Origin of the sequence: Mesobacillus selenatarsenatis SF-1 (assembly GCF_000813125.1) — a bacterium.
GTDB lineage: Bacteria > Bacillota > Bacilli > Bacillales > Cytobacillaceae > Mesobacillus > Mesobacillus selenatarsenatis.
On record NZ_BASE01000083.1, the window covers coordinates 24542 to 39408 of the forward strand.

16 protein-coding genes are annotated in these 14867 nt (G+C 43.3%); 5 read left to right on the forward strand and 11 right to left on the reverse strand.

Annotation, left to right across the window (positions count from 1 at the left end; genetic code table 11):
- Positions 1-33: 33 nt before the first annotated feature.
- The 6 genes from TY49_RS16970 to TY49_RS23975 all read right to left on the reverse strand — a co-directional run bounded on the left by TY49_RS16970 (position 34) and on the right by TY49_RS23975 (position 5816).
- Positions 34-666, reverse strand: coding sequence for a TasA family protein (locus tag TY49_RS16970; RefSeq protein ID WP_041967098.1), 633 nt, complete (start codon positions 664-666; stop codon positions 34-36).
- A gap of 71 nt (positions 667-737) precedes the next feature.
- Positions 738-1319 (reverse strand): signal peptidase I SipW, encoded by a 582-nt coding sequence (sipW, locus tag TY49_RS16975; RefSeq protein ID WP_041967099.1) that lies wholly within the window; start codon positions 1317-1319, stop codon positions 738-740.
- Between the two features lie 29 nt (positions 1320-1348).
- Positions 1349-2266, reverse strand: a complete 918-nt coding sequence (tapA, locus tag TY49_RS16980; RefSeq protein WP_198135642.1) for an amyloid fiber anchoring/assembly protein TapA — start codon at positions 2264-2266, stop codon at positions 1349-1351.
- Positions 2267-2524: 258 nt separating this feature from the next.
- Positions 2525-4201 carry an acyl-CoA dehydrogenase family protein gene (locus tag TY49_RS16985; protein ID WP_041967101.1) on the reverse strand — a complete coding sequence of 559 codons (1677 nt, stop codon included), beginning with the start codon at positions 4199-4201 and terminating at the stop codon, positions 2525-2527.
- A complete protein-coding gene (locus TY49_RS16990) occupies positions 4198-4563 on the reverse strand; it encodes a MerR family transcriptional regulator (RefSeq protein ID WP_041967102.1) in 366 nt (121 codons plus the stop codon). Before TY49_RS16990 ends, TY49_RS16985 begins: the two co-directional genes overlap by 4 nt.
- Before the next feature lie 95 nt (positions 4564-4658).
- Positions 4659-5816, reverse strand: a complete 1158-nt coding sequence (locus TY49_RS23975; protein ID WP_052442219.1) for a murein hydrolase activator EnvC family protein — start codon at positions 5814-5816, stop codon at positions 4659-4661.
- A 361-nt stretch (positions 5817-6177) separates the two neighbouring features.
- Between TY49_RS23975 and TY49_RS17000 the strand changes: the two genes are divergently transcribed.
- The 3 genes from TY49_RS17000 to asnA all read left to right on the forward strand — a co-directional run bounded on the left by TY49_RS17000 (position 6178) and on the right by asnA (position 9505).
- Positions 6178-7158, forward strand: a complete 981-nt coding sequence (locus TY49_RS17000) for an L-lactate dehydrogenase (RefSeq protein ID WP_041967103.1) — start codon at positions 6178-6180, stop codon at positions 7156-7158.
- 30 nt (positions 7159-7188) lie between these two features.
- Positions 7189-8202, forward strand: coding sequence for a PTS sugar transporter subunit IIC (locus TY49_RS17005; RefSeq protein ID WP_041967104.1), 1014 nt, complete (start codon positions 7189-7191; stop codon positions 8200-8202).
- Between the two features lie 313 nt (positions 8203-8515).
- The gene (gene asnA / locus TY49_RS17010; protein WP_232310477.1) at positions 8516-9505 is read left to right on the forward strand and encodes an aspartate--ammonia ligase; all 990 of its coding nucleotides are present in this window, start codon (positions 8516-8518) and stop codon (positions 9503-9505) included.
- 67 nt (positions 9506-9572) lie between these two features.
- On the opposite strand, the gene sdaAA is transcribed toward asnA, so the two are convergent.
- The 5 genes from sdaAA to TY49_RS17035 all read right to left on the reverse strand — a co-directional run bounded on the left by sdaAA (position 9573) and on the right by TY49_RS17035 (position 14179).
- Complete coding sequence (gene sdaAA / locus TY49_RS17015) at positions 9573-10478, reverse strand: L-serine ammonia-lyase, iron-sulfur-dependent, subunit alpha (protein ID WP_041967106.1); 906 nt, start codon at positions 10476-10478, stop codon at positions 9573-9575.
- Positions 10479-10505: 27 nt separating this feature from the next.
- Positions 10506-11171 (reverse strand): L-serine ammonia-lyase, iron-sulfur-dependent subunit beta, encoded by a 666-nt coding sequence (sdaAB, locus tag TY49_RS17020; RefSeq protein ID WP_041967107.1) that lies wholly within the window; start codon positions 11169-11171, stop codon positions 10506-10508.
- A gap of 142 nt (positions 11172-11313) precedes the next feature.
- Positions 11314-12348, reverse strand: a complete 1035-nt coding sequence (locus TY49_RS23980; protein WP_052442220.1) for a GGDEF domain-containing protein — start codon at positions 12346-12348, stop codon at positions 11314-11316.
- Between the two features lie 303 nt (positions 12349-12651).
- Positions 12652-13653: an anti-sigma factor gene (locus TY49_RS17030; RefSeq protein WP_084135528.1), complete on the reverse strand. Its 1002-nt coding sequence runs from the start codon at positions 13651-13653 to the stop codon at positions 12652-12654.
- Positions 13634-14179 (reverse strand): sigma-70 family RNA polymerase sigma factor, encoded by a 546-nt coding sequence (locus TY49_RS17035; protein ID WP_041967108.1) that lies wholly within the window; start codon positions 14177-14179, stop codon positions 13634-13636. The genes TY49_RS17030 and TY49_RS17035 overlap by 20 nt, the downstream gene beginning before the upstream one ends.
- A 208-nt stretch (positions 14180-14387) precedes the next feature.
- Between TY49_RS17035 and TY49_RS24755 the strand changes: the two genes are divergently transcribed.
- Both TY49_RS24755 and TY49_RS17045 read left to right on the forward strand, forming a co-directional pair.
- On the forward strand, positions 14388-14528 hold the full coding sequence (locus TY49_RS24755; protein ID WP_156972715.1) for a hypothetical protein: 141 nt from the start codon (positions 14388-14390) through the stop codon (positions 14526-14528).
- Positions 14521-14865, forward strand: a complete 345-nt coding sequence (locus TY49_RS17045; RefSeq protein ID WP_041967110.1) for an ASCH domain-containing protein — start codon at positions 14521-14523, stop codon at positions 14863-14865. Before TY49_RS24755 ends, TY49_RS17045 begins: the two co-directional genes overlap by 8 nt.
- The last annotated feature ends 2 nt before the right edge of the window (positions 14866-14867 follow it).

The window sequence follows — 14867 nt, forward strand, 5'->3', positions numbered from 1 at the left end:
TCCTATAAAATGAACTTGATCAGTAATGATAAATTATTCGCCGTCGTTATTTCTTTCTTCGCCAGGCATTTGTGTTGCTTCAAACTTTAAAGATATCTCGGCGCCCTCACCTTGATATTTGTTTTGAGTATGCAGTCTGCTATTTGGATAAGTAGCAGGGTCGTTTACAAATTCTACTTTTATTTCAATATCCATATCCTCACCCGAGAGGAGTGCAGGATTTGTTCCACTTCCAGTTATTTCACGAGGATTTGTAGTGTAAGACATTAATTGGTCTGCTGTTACTGTTCCCAAAGATACGTTATCACGTTTGATAGTTACCTTGAACTGTTTAAGGAAATCAACCTGGTTGTTCTCTCCATTATCACTTAGGTGAGAATGTTTAACATCTTCCCAACCACTTACAGTTGATTTCAAAAAGATGTCATCAATTGCTAATGACCCGTTGTTACCAAGCTTCAATGTTTTGGTAAAGTAATCCCCTGGTTTTAAATTACTTAGCTCGAAAAGTACAGATTTATCAGTGGTTAAGTCCAATGTTCCAGCTTCAAAAGTATTAGTTGTGTTTTCAACATCATTGAATGCTGCCCATGTTCCACCACCAATTAGGGATAGGCCTAATGTACCTGTTAAAATCCCAATACCCATTTTCTTTTTGATACTCATTTATTATTCCTCCTCAAAAATTTCTCACCCCTGAAGGGTATGTATATGTGCACTCTAAAAAGAGTAACAACCTAGGAAACTATTTGTTTCTGATCTGGTGCAGATGCAACTTTAGTTTTCTCTTCGATTTCTTTAATTGCTAATCTTATTGTCCATGCTGCATAACCTAGCAGGAGTAGCCCTGGGATAATAAGAAGTAGACCAGTTCCCAATGGTGTGCTAGCATAGTTAAGGAAATATCCAATGAACGGAATGGTGATGCCTGAGTATTTTGCGACAACGTTTTGAGTCATAACTGGATTTACGTCTGCTTCTTCGTTGTTATCACCTTTGGTGCGATAGAAGACGTTATCCCCTTGCTTAACGACTTCTACAATTCTATGTGTTACAACATTCTTCTCGTCTTGCCTGAATGTAATAACATCGTTTTCTTTTAAGATTTTGGCATCCTTAACTTCTTTAACTACAATGAGTGATCCAGTTTTAAAAGTTGGTTCCATGGATCCTGAAAGAACAGTTTTAAATTGGTATCCAAACAATTGTGGTTCCCCACCGGAAGCTCGTGAGGAAATTACCATTACTATCATGAGAAGCAATGCGGCAAACACTATTCCATATAAAACATTTCCAATAATTTTAGTTGTTCTCTTCATGGTGTTCTCCTTTCTATTTTGAATAATAATCAGTTACCATTACTTTCATCAGAACCGTTAGTCGAATCTGCCGGCTGCTGCTCTTCTGTTTGATCTTCACTAGATGATTCTTGATTTGTTCCATCTTCTTCATTGCTACTTGACGATTCCGTGTTTTCTTCTTCGGATGCTTCATTTGCTGATTCAGAGTCCGGACTTTCTTTTCCTTCTTCAGGTGGGTCTTTTGTTTCTTCAGTAGTTTGGCTTGTATTGGTATCAGTTTTTTCAATGGATTCGGTTGGTTTCTCTTCTGTGACCGTTTGCTCTGTTTCTACTTTCCCGGCAATACAACCCTCTATTTCAATTGGCTCACTCCAAATTGCTTCCTGGCCTGGTCGATCAGGTTTCGTTACTTTAAACCTATAATGACCATCGCCTGGCAGCTCCTGAAGTTTGGTTGTTACAATCCTTTCTTTTTCACCAGACTTAATCATTGGTACTTCTCCACTTTCCAGTACTGGACTTATAGGTGTTTTTGTTTCCTGCCCTGTGCCAACCTTAAACAATTCCCATGTCCATGTAGAGAAGGTCATATCTTCTCCATTGTTATATATTTCTGCATATACTTCCGGAGGTTGACACGAGCCACCTCTTTCAAGTCCAGCAACATCAAAGTCTAACGAACTTTTATCCCATTCATCAACCGGCCATTTCACATGGATTGAAGCTTGTAATTCCTCTACATCATTAAATGCTGCATTAGTAAAAGAATTAAGTTGAATGACGGTAAAAATAAGTAGGTACCATACAAGAAGTACTTGCATAGATTTACGGAAAAAGTCATAACGCTTTCTAAACTTCCTCGATCTAGAGTATCGAATAGTTCTCCCCTCCCTGTTTTCCTTTTGTTTTGAACTACTCAATGTATGTATGATTTGGAGAACGAAGTTGGTGAATTTTCTTTTCACTTTTATCAACTTCCCTTGTACCGAACAATTTTTGTTCTTTTTAACGAACTTTATATTGTGAGTATATTCTAAGCTGCTGTCTTTGAAAAACCCCAAATTCGGCCATTTTTTCTTAATAACGCACAAATATCGTTCGTTATCTCTTTTTATCTCTAGTTTTCTTAACTTTTAGTATTTTAAACAGAACGTTTTGTTTTATATATAGAACAATATACATATAGAAAACGCCTCCTTAATAAGGAGACGCTATTTGTATGGCTATTTTACCAAAGATTTTTCTTGAGGTATGGATTCGTTCACTATCTCATGAAAATAATCGACTGGTTTTAATTTATCCTTAAATTCATATCCTGATTTCCAAGTCTCTTCTATATAAACCTCCATCACCTTCTCTGCCCGTTCATCTCCACTCACAGCATAATCGAGCGCATTCACACTCTCAAAAATTCTCACCATCAATTCAGCCACCCGCTTGGAGTGAAAAGTTTTATGATCATGAGATGCCGTCTGCAGAGACGACAGCAGTTTTTCGAGCTGTTCTATTCCACCCCGCACCGGCTGAAAATGCTTCCCGTTCATTCCAGCAATCCGCTCCTTCATCTCCTGTAAAAACAATTCCCCTGCACCAAACTTCTCCATCAACCTCAACACTTCAAGTCCGAGAATGTTAGCTGTCCCTTCCCAAACGGTCAACACCTGCGCATCTCTCAATAACCGAGGCGTGACAAAGTCTTCGATATACCCATTCCCACCATGCATTTCAATGGCTTCGTGTGCGAAGTGGACGGCTTGTTCTGCGGTTTCTTTTTTCAACAAGGCGATGTAGAGTCGATTCAATACAATGTCTTTTTCTGTTACTCCTGGTTCATTCCGCATGACTTTTTCGAACAATGGCAGGTACTTGAATACGGTTCGGGTTTGGACTTCTAGTTTGACGGCCATTTTTACCAGGGAGTCTTTAATCATTGGGAAATCAGCGAGTTTTTTACCGAATGCGTCACGTTTCAGGGCATACTCTCGTGCTTCGCGGTAGGCTCGGCGCATGATGCCGAGGGAGGCGACGGTGTTGCAGACGCGGGAAAGGTTCAATGCTTCCATCATGTAATAGAAGCCTTTTGTTGGATCGCCAACTACATAAGCTTCTGCTCCCTCAAATTCTACTTCAGCAGATGGAACTGCGCGTACTCCGAGTTTATCTTTGAGCCTGCGGATTTTGATGCCGTTCAGTTTTCCGTCTTCTTTGCGCCATGGGACAGCGAACAATGTCAGGCCTTTTGTGCCGGATGGTGCTCCTTCTTTTCTTGCTAAAACCATTGCGACACCGCACATTCCTGCGTTGGAGGCGAAGTATTTTTCTCCGTAAATCTTGTAGCCGGCTGCCGGCTGGACTGCCTTCACCACGTTTGCGCCGACGTCGGATCCGCCCTGGCGTTCGGTCAGGAAGGTGGCGCCTTCGTATAGAGTTGTTTCTCCTGTTGATAAAACATGGGGCAGGAATTTCTCTTTTACTTCTTGTGAGGCATACTGGTCCAATAAATAAGCGGTGGCCATCGTTAACGTAACTGGACAGTAAAAGCCGGCTTCGGTCTGGGACAGCAGGTAACCTTGAGCATAGGAATAGATATAATTCCCGCGGCGTCCCAATTCCGGAATATTCTTATGAACATACCCGACAATCCCGGTATTATAAGAATCCTCGACGGTTTTCCGGTAGCCATCATTCACCCAAACCTCAGAGATGTCATCACCATAAGCATCAAATTTAATCAACTTTGGCTGGCCTTCGCGGTCGGTGAATCTGGCGCGCTGGTCAATTTCGTTTGCGCATTTTTCGCCGAATGCCAGCAGCTCCCCATCTGCGTACTTGAAAAATTCCTCATCCAATAATTCCTTCAGCAATGCTTGAAACCGTGGTTCTTCCTTGTAAAAATTCATTCACTTAGCCTCCCTTTGAATTCAGTCAACAGCCTTTCGATTTCTTCCCTGACCTCAACCAGTTCACAAATCCGTTCATTCACTTCTGCGAGCTTTTCTTCCCCGTACTGTATCGTCACCTTCAGCTGTTTTTCACCTGTCCGATCCTCATCGAATAGCAATACCATTTCCTTGATTTCATCAAGCGAAAAACCAAATCGCTTCCCGCGGAATACGAGTTTCAAGCGTGTTACATCACTAGCAGTGTAAATCCGCCGTCCGCCTTCAGTCCTGGATGGTGTGAGCAATCCGAGCTCTTCGTAATAGCGGATTGTACGGGGCGTAACTCCAAACTGCTCCGCCAAGTCAGAAATCGTATACATCAGCAAAACCTCTTTTTTAACAGAATAATCAGTAAATTAATTATACCATTCACGTTAACGTAAAGAGCAAGCCAGATTCCCATTGGGAACCTGGCTTATTTTTTCACATATTGAAGGGGATCGACGCTGTTTGACTTTTCATAGTTCCACTGGCCTTCATGAATCTCAAAATGTAGATGTTTGCCCCTGCTGTCGCCGGTGTTGCCCATATAGCCCAGCAACTCGCCTTTTTTAATAGATTGACCTGTATTGACTGTGCTTTTTTCCAGGTGGGCATATAGGGTGGTGAAAGTCTTCCCGTTAATTTTATGAGTGATGAGGACGCAGTTCCCGTAGGTTGCGGAATAATAGGACCGGATGACTGTTCCTGATGCCGCCGCGACCACTTCCGTTTCGGCCGCTTCATCGGCAATATCGATGCCTGCGTGCAGCCTCCCCCATCTTGGACCGTAGCCAGAAGTCAGCTCTCCTCTAGCTGGCATGATGAATCCCTCTTCTGGTTGAGCACTACTAAACTCCACTCTCTGTTTTTCTTTTAAAATTGCAATCTCCTGGGATGCGAGGTTGACATAGATCTCGTACATATGCATCAGCTGTGATTCGCTTTCCTCCTTAGTGGCATGGACAGTTTCAAGCAGTCGCTGCTTCTCCTCGACCTTCTTCTCCAAGTCAGATTTCAGTTTAAGCAGTTTCTGTTGGTCCTTTTCAAGCAGGATCACATTGTCCTGGAGTGCTTCTTCCTGTTCCTTCAGTGAATCCAAATCAGCTTTGTGTTGTGCCAGCAAATCCTTATCAGCCTTAATGATTGTCCTCACCGCGATTGCTGCATCAAACAACTGGGACACGCTGTTCGAATCAAAAATCAAATCTACATAGATTCCCAGTCCATCGTTATTCTGCATCGAACGAAGCCGTTTTTTGATTAATTGCTCCCTGTAATCGATGTTGGAACTGAGCTTTTGGATTTCCTTTTTCATTTCATCTGCAATCTGTTCCGAAGCATCCAGGTTATTTTGGAGATCCAGGATTTTCTGATTCAGCTCTGACATCTCATCATCCAGCGTCTTAAGTTCGGAAAGATATTTTTCCTCAGCCTTATCCAACCTTTGGATTTGGTTTTCTTTTTGAGTGAAATTCTCCTTAAGATCGAGGCGTTGTTTGCGGATTTCCGATTGTTTTGCAGATTCAGCAGGTTGCACGCCTGTTATGACTAGTCCGGCTATTATTGCGACTGTAAAAGCTTTTTTCCTCATCTCACGCCCCCTATGATAGATTCTTTCAACTAGTATAACTCTTCGAAGCTGCTAAACCTGTCGACTCTTGTAATTCCAATTCCGATCTTTTTTCAGCTTCTTTCCATCAGGTTGAAAGCCGAGTAATCATTATTCACATATAATAGTTCCGTACACAACTCCTTCATTTTTCAGCCACATTTTATACATATTGTCAACGTTTTCAACAGTTGTATAAAGAAAACATCCGCTGTACAATGAGTATGTGAAATAAATCACAAACAAAATAATCAAAAAGATTTTCTTTATTTTTTTTCATTTAAATTGTGAAATAATTCACAAATAATTATGCTAATCTATTAACGTCTAGGAGTTGACCAACATGCAACAGCATATTAGAAGAGTAGCAATTATCGGAACAGGACTGGTTGGATCTAGCGCAGCCTACTCCATATTGAACCAGGGAATCTGCGACGAATTAATCATGGTTGATATAAATCAAGAAAGAGCAATTGGAGAGTCACTTGACCTGTCGCATTGTATTGATTTCACCAATTCAAGAACGAAAGTCCGTGCAGGCACTTATCAAGATTTGGGCGATGCAGATATCGCAGTCATCACGGCGGGCCCGCCTCCAAAACCCGGCCAGACACGGCTTGACACACTGGAAATTGGTGCAAAAATTATGAATGATATGATCCCGCAGATCATGGCGAGCGGCTTCAATGGTATCTTCCTTATCGCATCCAATCCCGTGGACATCATCACTTATCATGTCTGGAAGCTGTCAGGATTGCCGAGAAACCGTGTCATCGGAACGGGTACATCCCTTGATTCTTCAAGACTGAAAACCTATTTATCTGAAATACTCGATGTTGATCCGCGCAGTATTTACGGATACACAATGGGTGAACATGGAGACTCCCAATTCGCGGCATGGTCTCATATATCAGTCGGCGGCAAGCCTCTATTGCAAATTTTAGAGGAACAAAAAAGACAGCTTGGGGACATCGATTTAGATCAAATAGTTGAAGATGTCAAAAAAGTCGGCTTTGAAATCCTGAAAAGAAAAGGCACCACATACTATGGCATCGGAAACGCAATTGCTTTCATTACCAAATCAATTTTCAACGATGACCATCGGATCATTGCTCTATCATGTATGTTAAATGGTGAATACGGGGAAACGGAGCTTTGCACTGGTGTTCCTGCCATTCTCACAAGAGAAGGAATCAAAGAGGTCGTCGAGCTTCGTTTAACTGAAGAGGAACAAAGGAAATTCAGGAATTCAACAGCTGTACTCCGCAACTACATGTCCAGCATTGGTTATGATGAAAAAGTTTTAGCAACTGTTCAAGCATAATTCTACTACTAAGAAAGAAGGCGCATCATTATGAAAGATTATGTAATGCCGAGAATATTCAAAGCTTCTACTGGAATCGCACAGGGAATTTTTGTCACACTGGGAATAGGACTTTTGATTAAAAATATCGGGACAAGCTTTGAAATTGATTCTCTCGTGCAAATCGGGACAATTGCGATTAGTTTGATGGCACCAGCTGTCGGTGCCGGAGTGGCTCTTATGCTGGGAGCCAATGCTCTCGTCATCTTTTCCGCTATGATTGCTGCTGCGGTGGGCGCTGGTGCTCTATCAATCACTGAAGCTGGTGTATTGATTAAAGCTGGTGAACCAATCGGGGCATTGCTAACAGCAACAATTGCTACCTTTGTAGGGAAGAGAATCAGCGGAAAAACACCTCTGGATATGATGGTCATTCCTCTTGGAACGATATTAATAGCTGGTTTTGCTGGGCTTTGGCTATCAACTGTAATTGCACCAATCTTAACAACTGTCGGCGGATTGATTAAAACGTCTACTGCTGGAAATCCATTACTCTCATCAATTATTTTGGCGATGGTTTGGGGCTTGTTCCTTATCTCCCCAGCTTCTTCAGTAGCATTGGCGATGGCTCTAGATTTAAGCGGCATTGCAGGGGGAGCGGCATTAGCTGGCTGCGCAGCGCATTTCATCGGTTTCTCCATTATCTCTTGGAAAGAAAACCAGCTTGGCGGCATTCTTGCACAAGGTATGTGCACACCTAAGGTCCAGCTGCCAAACATAACGAAAAACCCTTATATTCTGGTTCCTACCTTGATTGCAAGTGCCATTGTCGGACCAATTTCCGCACTCGTCTTTAAAATTGAAGCCGGAAAAGAGATTGCTGGTATGGGATTGAGTTCTTTCGTAGCACCATTGCAGCTGTTGACTTCTTATGACCTAGGCTTCATTTTGCCGGCTATGCTGATCACATATATCCTCGTACCGGCAGCCATCTCATACGGTATTTACCTCATGCTTAAAAAGTTCGGAAAGATTAAGGAAAACGATTTGAGATTGCCGAATTAATGTTGATAAATAGCAGATATACCGCACAGTTCTAGATTAAATCAAAAGGGTTTGGAATGGTCTCATTCCAACCCTTTTTTTCTATGTCGATTGTATAGTAACTAAGCTTGAATTCTGCTGTAAAATCGGGAGCACCTTTCCTATGTTCTGAATCATTTTTAAGTCATATTTTCAAAAGAGTGTAGAATGATGTTGGCACTTTAAAATTTTGCAACAATTTCATTGGACGTTCATAAAGTAGATTAATGTTTGCCTATTTACACCAAAGTGCTAAGCAAATCTGGGGGGATGAGTGAAATTGAACAACGCTGCTTTGAAATACGAGTCGAAATTGGACTTAAGGGAGACGGAAGTTGCAATCAAGAAGACAAAGGATTTTTTTGAAAGCAATCTTGCGGAGGCATTGGATCTGACTAGAGTGTCGGCCCCGATTTTTGTAAAAGGCGGGAAGGGAATCAATGATGACTTGGCGGGAAATGAACGGATTGTTTCCTTTGACGCACTTGATGTGGAAAACGAAAGGATTGAAATTGTTCAATCCCTTGCCAAGTGGAAAAGGATGGCGTTGAAGCGATATGGTTTTTCTCAAGGCGAGGGGCTGTATACCGACATGAACGCGATTCGCCGCGATGAGACTCTCGACAATCTTCATTCCCTTTATGTGGACCAATGGGACTGGGAAAAAGTGATCTCCCGAAAGCAGCGGAACGTGAATACCTTGAGGGTTACTGTTGAAAAAATTTACGATGTCATCAAAAAGTCGGAAATCTTTTTGGCAAAACTTTATCCTGTTTTAAATCCCACCTTGCCGAAAGAAATAAGTTTTATTTCCTCACAGGAACTGGAGGATCTGTATTCTGATCTTTCACCAAAGGAGCGGGAGGATAAAATCACAAAGAGATTCGGGGCAGTTTTCATTACTCAAATAGGGCATGAGCTTCGATCTGGACAAAGGCATGATTCCCGTTCACCTGATTATGATGATTGGAACCTCAATGGTGACTTGTTGCTTTGGTATCCACCTTTGGAGCGGGCAATCGAGATCACTTCAATGGGGATCAGGGTTGATGAAAAAACTCTCTTGGAACAACTGAAGCTGGCCGACCAGGAACAACGCACACAATTGGAGTATCACCAGACGTTATTGAATAAGGAGCTCCCTTACACCATCGGCGGCGGAATCGGGCAATCACGGCTATGCATGTTTCTTCTGCAAAAAATCCATATTGGTGAGGTGCAGGTATCTGTGTGGAATGAGGAAACGATTGAAGATTGCCTGAAAAGGAACATACATTTATTGTAAAAAAGATCAGTCCCGTCCGGAAGTTTTGCCATTAGAAAAGCCACTTCAATGAAGTGGCTTTTCCAACTTATTTTTGAATTAAATAATCCACAAGCTTCGACTTCGGCTTCCCAAAGATTTCTTCTTCCAAACGCCGACCGGTTGGTGTTGCCGCGAGTCCGCCTTCTGCTGTTTCCCGCAGTGCCGATGGCATTGTCTGGCCGATGGCGTACATTGCGCCGATGACTTCGTCGCATGGGATTCGGCTTGTGATGCCTGCCAGTGCCATATCGGCAGCAGTGATGGCGTTCGAAGCACCCATCGCATTTCTTTTTACACATGGAACTTCCACCAGTCCTGCAACTGGGTCGCAGACTAATCCAAGCATATTTTTCAGCGTGATTGCGAACGCATCTGATGATTGCTGCGGAGTTCCGCCAGCCATTTCAACGATTGCGGCAGCAGCCATTCCGGCAGCTGATCCGACTTCTGCCTGGCATCCGCCGGCAGCTCCGGAAATCGAAGCGTTGTTGGCAACGACAAAACCGAATGCCGCGGTCGTGAACAGATACTCGATCATTTCCATGCGTGTCGGGTTCAGCTTTTCTTTTACTGCAAAAAGCGTCCCCGGAACGACGCCTGCTGATCCAGCAGTTGGTGTGGCGCAAATGATACCCATTGCCGCGTTCACTTCATTCGTGGCAACGGCCTTGCTGACGGCATCCAATAATAGATTGCCTGCCAGTGATTTTCCGCTTGCGATATAGTTTTGCATCAATACCGCATCCCCGCCGGTCAAGCCGGTCTGGGATTTGACGCCACTCAAACCTCTTTCCACAGCCCGCTCCATGACCTGCAGATTATTTTCCATCTGGGCAATAATCTCTTCGCGGGTACGGCCTGATACTTCTATTTCCTGCCGAATCATGATTTCGGCGATTTTCACGTTATTCTTTTCAGCTAATTCAACAAGCTCCGCAACATTACGAAACATGGCTTGCCCTCCTGATGATACTCATATTTAGTCAACCAAACGGATGACCTGGTCAACGCCATCAAGGGCAGTTAACTCGGCATAAACTCCGTTTTCGATTTTGTGATCCATTTCGATAACCATAACTGCTGTGTCTCCCTTATCTTTTCGGGAGACTTCCATATGGCCGATGTTAATTTGATATTTTGATAAAACAGATGTTACGGCTGAAATCAGCCCGAATCGGTCATGATGGACGACCAGTATCGCTGGGTTAGCGCCAGAGAGCTTCAATTTGAACGAATTGATTTCCGTAATCTCGACCGTTCCGCCGCCGATGGAAATTCCGACGATCTCAAGCTCCTTGCCTTGCCCATCATATAAATTTATTTTTACAGTGTTCGGATGCTCCATAACAGCATCTTCCGTGATAAATTCAACTTCAATGCCTGATTCCTCTGCAATTTTCAAAGCATTGGGAATCCGTTCATCAAATGTATCAAAGTCCATGATTCCGGCTACAAGTGCCAAATCGGTTCCATGTCCTTTATATGTTTTTGCAAAAGAGCCGTACAGCGAGATGACGGCCCTTGTCGGCTGCTTCTCGAATAAAGTGCGCGCCACGCGGCCAATCCTTGCAGCGCCCGCTGTATGCGAACTCGATGGCCCGATCATCACCGGACCTATAATATCAAATGCAGAACGATATTTCATGGTGCACTGCTCCTTTTACCATTCTATTGAAAGCGATTTCATATATAAACATTTTTAAAGAGTCCTAACCATAGTTATCTTACCACATTATATATATAGTTTAATCATAATTTATTGGGAATTTAAAAACCATCCCGGTCTATCAGGATGGTTCATGTACGCTGACCTTATTCCTGCCACCGTTTTTCGATACATACAATGCTTCATCCGCACGGTTCAGCAATGAGTCAATGTTATCGCCAGACTGGTAATCAGTGACCCCAAAGCTCGCCGTCAAACTGCCAGCTCCTTTGAAGCAATGATTCTCGACCATCTTTCGAAAGTGCTCTGCTTTTTCATAGACCTGTCCACCGGTACTATCCGTAATCAGGATGAATTCCTCTCCGCCCCAGCGGCCGAAATCGTCTCCGTCTGATAGATTTCCAGAGACGATCGCGGACAGCTCCTTCAAAACACAGTCACCGATTTTATGGCCAAAGTCATCGTTAACCTTTTTAAAATGGTCGATATCGAAAAAGATAATTGAAAACGATTTCCCTTCTTCTTCCGCAGCCTCGAGCTTTTCCTCGAGCCAGACATCAATCTGGTGCCGGTTGGCAACGCGGGTAAGGGAATCAATATAGGCGTACTTTTTAAAAATATCTCTCTCTGTAAAAGCACGGAACATATTTTGAGCATAAAAGAGTACGAGAATATAAACGATATTCGCTGCATGGAATTGTGTCAGGGAATCGATTGATTCTGGAGTCATTTGCCCGCTGTAGATTACAGCGATGGTCAGTGTGATCAAGAAGATGAAAATCGAAAAATACATCCCTCTTCTTGTGCCCAGCACCAGAAAGAAAAACATGATGATCAACGGCATCCAGACGATGAAATCCCCGAGCGAACCCCCGGTTGTCGCCAGATCGTTGTGGACAACATCAAACAAAGTTGAGACATGATATATGCTGACTAATAATAGATTTGAGTACTCACCAAACCGGATTCCCCGATTTAAGAATGCCAGAACCCAGCTGACAGAAAACCAGAAAATGAGTGTGGTATTTATGACTGTATCAAACTGACTCTGATTGTTTAGGAAGCTGTTGATGACGAGTGCAACCGTGATGATTGGCAGTAACCACATATACACGCTTCTTTTCAGCTCAGCGATTGTATCGAATTTATCGAACATCTTTCCCACCTCCCCGGCGATCCCGCCTCAGGTGTCAGAGTGATCCATTCCTGCACCCAACCCAATTTGGCCGTCTATCGCTCAATCTATCTTAATTTTTTCTCTAAAGTAACTATTTTGAAACTGAGGTAAATCTGTCTAGAATTGGACATCCACTGTAAAAAAACAGCTGTGCATCCTCTACTTCCATTTTACTAGAAAACTCTATTTTAGTATATTTCTAAATGCAAAAGAAGAAGCGAAAGTCCCGGAAATGAACTGCTTCTTCTTAAATTCACAATATATTTTTTTGAAAGAGGTTTTCTACTCCTCAGACCAGTTCCAGTAAGTCATTTCCCCAAGGTTGGCACCCTGGATTTGTTCGTTTTCCTTTAGCTTCAACAATTCCTTCACCGGACCGGTCACGACCGCGCCGTAGACCTGGAACCCTTCTTTCATAAGATAGTTGTATCGCTCCTCAAGGTGGGAAAGGCCCAGGAAATTCTCCCGGTAGCTGGTTGATTCGTTATCCAGCAGGTTTTTCATTTGTTGTAACATTAATTTCTTATTTAGCTCACTGAATTTCTCTTCGAGGGAATACTTACTCTGCGAATTGTAGTCATCCCCTGCTTCACGTCCGCCTGTGAAACCAATTGAATCCACCGACAATGTATTTCCGCTGCCACCCCAACCTGTTTCAAACTCTTTCATCTCGCCAGCATACAGAGGCATCCATAGAACATCAAGGTCGTATGGCTTCAAAAATCCCAGCATTTCCTCAGGTGTCATATACGATTTCGTCGAGAAGGAAAGCTCGGCAACCGTGCCTTCGTGGACTTTCTCGAGTTTCGTCCAGACCGCCGGATCCTCATTTGCTTCAAGCTTGGTCCCGGTCTTCGGATGTTCTGGCAGGTAAAAGGTGTATTCTTGCTCGTTTTTAGGTTTTAGATAATCCGTCTGATTCGTTGAATACATTGGAGCCAACCGTTTGGCTAACTGTTTTGTGCCTATAAGTTCCGTCTCTTTCCCTATCATTTTATAAACAGGATAGGAAATTTTTTGCGTAAAGAAAGGTGTGATCTCGGCTGAGTCGATGCTGCCGAAGTCCTCCTGCATATTCGGCTGCGACCAATCCATCGCCACCCGGCTGTAAAAAATATGCTTTTTATCAAGGCCGAGAGAGTGATAGCTGATTGATATAACCAGCATATACAGCCAGAAGAAAAACAGCGTGGCTGCTATAATCCTGATTATCTTCACTGTCAACGTGAATCGATATTTTAAAAGGATTTTCTTTTCCTTATCCTTAGTCCATTCCATGTTCATCGTCCTTCCATCCTTGTTTTTCTGCTATTTGCGCCAGCCTTTTGCGTGCACGGTGAAGCGCCACCTTCACCTGATTTTCCGACAGCTCAAGCGCTTCCTGAATTTCTTGATAGCTGAACATCTCGACCTCGCGCAAATACAGGATCGACCGGTACTGTTCCGGCAAATAGGTCATTAGCTGCTGCAGGTCATCAGAGGTCTCTGCCTGGATGGCTTCGTCCTCCGGCAAACCATAAGGACTCGCCATCTCATCCTTCGAGAACAAGTAATCCGCAAACGGCACCCACCTCCTACGCTGACGTCTCCGCCATTCGTCCAGATACGCATTGCGGGCCACCTTGAATAGCCAGGCCCTCACATCCTCATTCTGGTAAAAAGAAAGCGAAATCGTCGCACGGACAAATGTTTCCTGCACCAAATCCTCGGCCAACTGATGCGACCCCGAAAGCTTCAGCAGAAAATAATAAAGGGGCTTCGTGTACCTTCTATATAAATTGTCGAGTTCATTCCTTCTGCCGTCATTCATACTACTGCCCCTCATTTTTAAAATCTCATAACTAAAACGATGAACTATGTAGAATGTTACACTCTATATGAAAAGTTTTGTTAAAAAGTTTCAAAAACACTATTTTCACGTTGAATGCCTTGGCTTTCTTTTTTCGAAGTATGGTACATTATATGAAGAAAAGCGCAAGCGGCTTGGTCAGCCCCGACAAGCGCTGGAGGGCCGACCGGTGAAGTCGTTCTTTGACTTCAATGGGCGGACCGAAGCGTCTCGAGGGGCTAGGCGCTGGAGCTGGACATTTCTCGAAGTGCATTTTATACTTATCTTATTTTTGAACGAACTAAAGGAAGGGAGTTTTTTCAATGACTGAACAAAACAATGCATTGCCGCCAAAAACGTGTGAAATTGAGCGTCTGATCACAATGGAAGACGACATCAATAAAGTGTTAGAAGGCAAGAAAACAGCGACTCGCCGTAACGGCCGCTATGCCGATGTAGGCGAGGTCATGGAGTTAAAAGGAAAGAAATTCGTCGTGGACAATGTTTATTCCCAATCTCTTGGAGAATTGACAGATGCAGATGCTCAGCGCGAGGGCTTTGAAAATGTCGAGGAGTACAAGCAGTCGATTTTATCATACCACCCAGGAATGCCATGGCTTCCACAGATGAGAGTCTGGGTGCACGAATTCAGTCCTGTTGTAGAATAAAA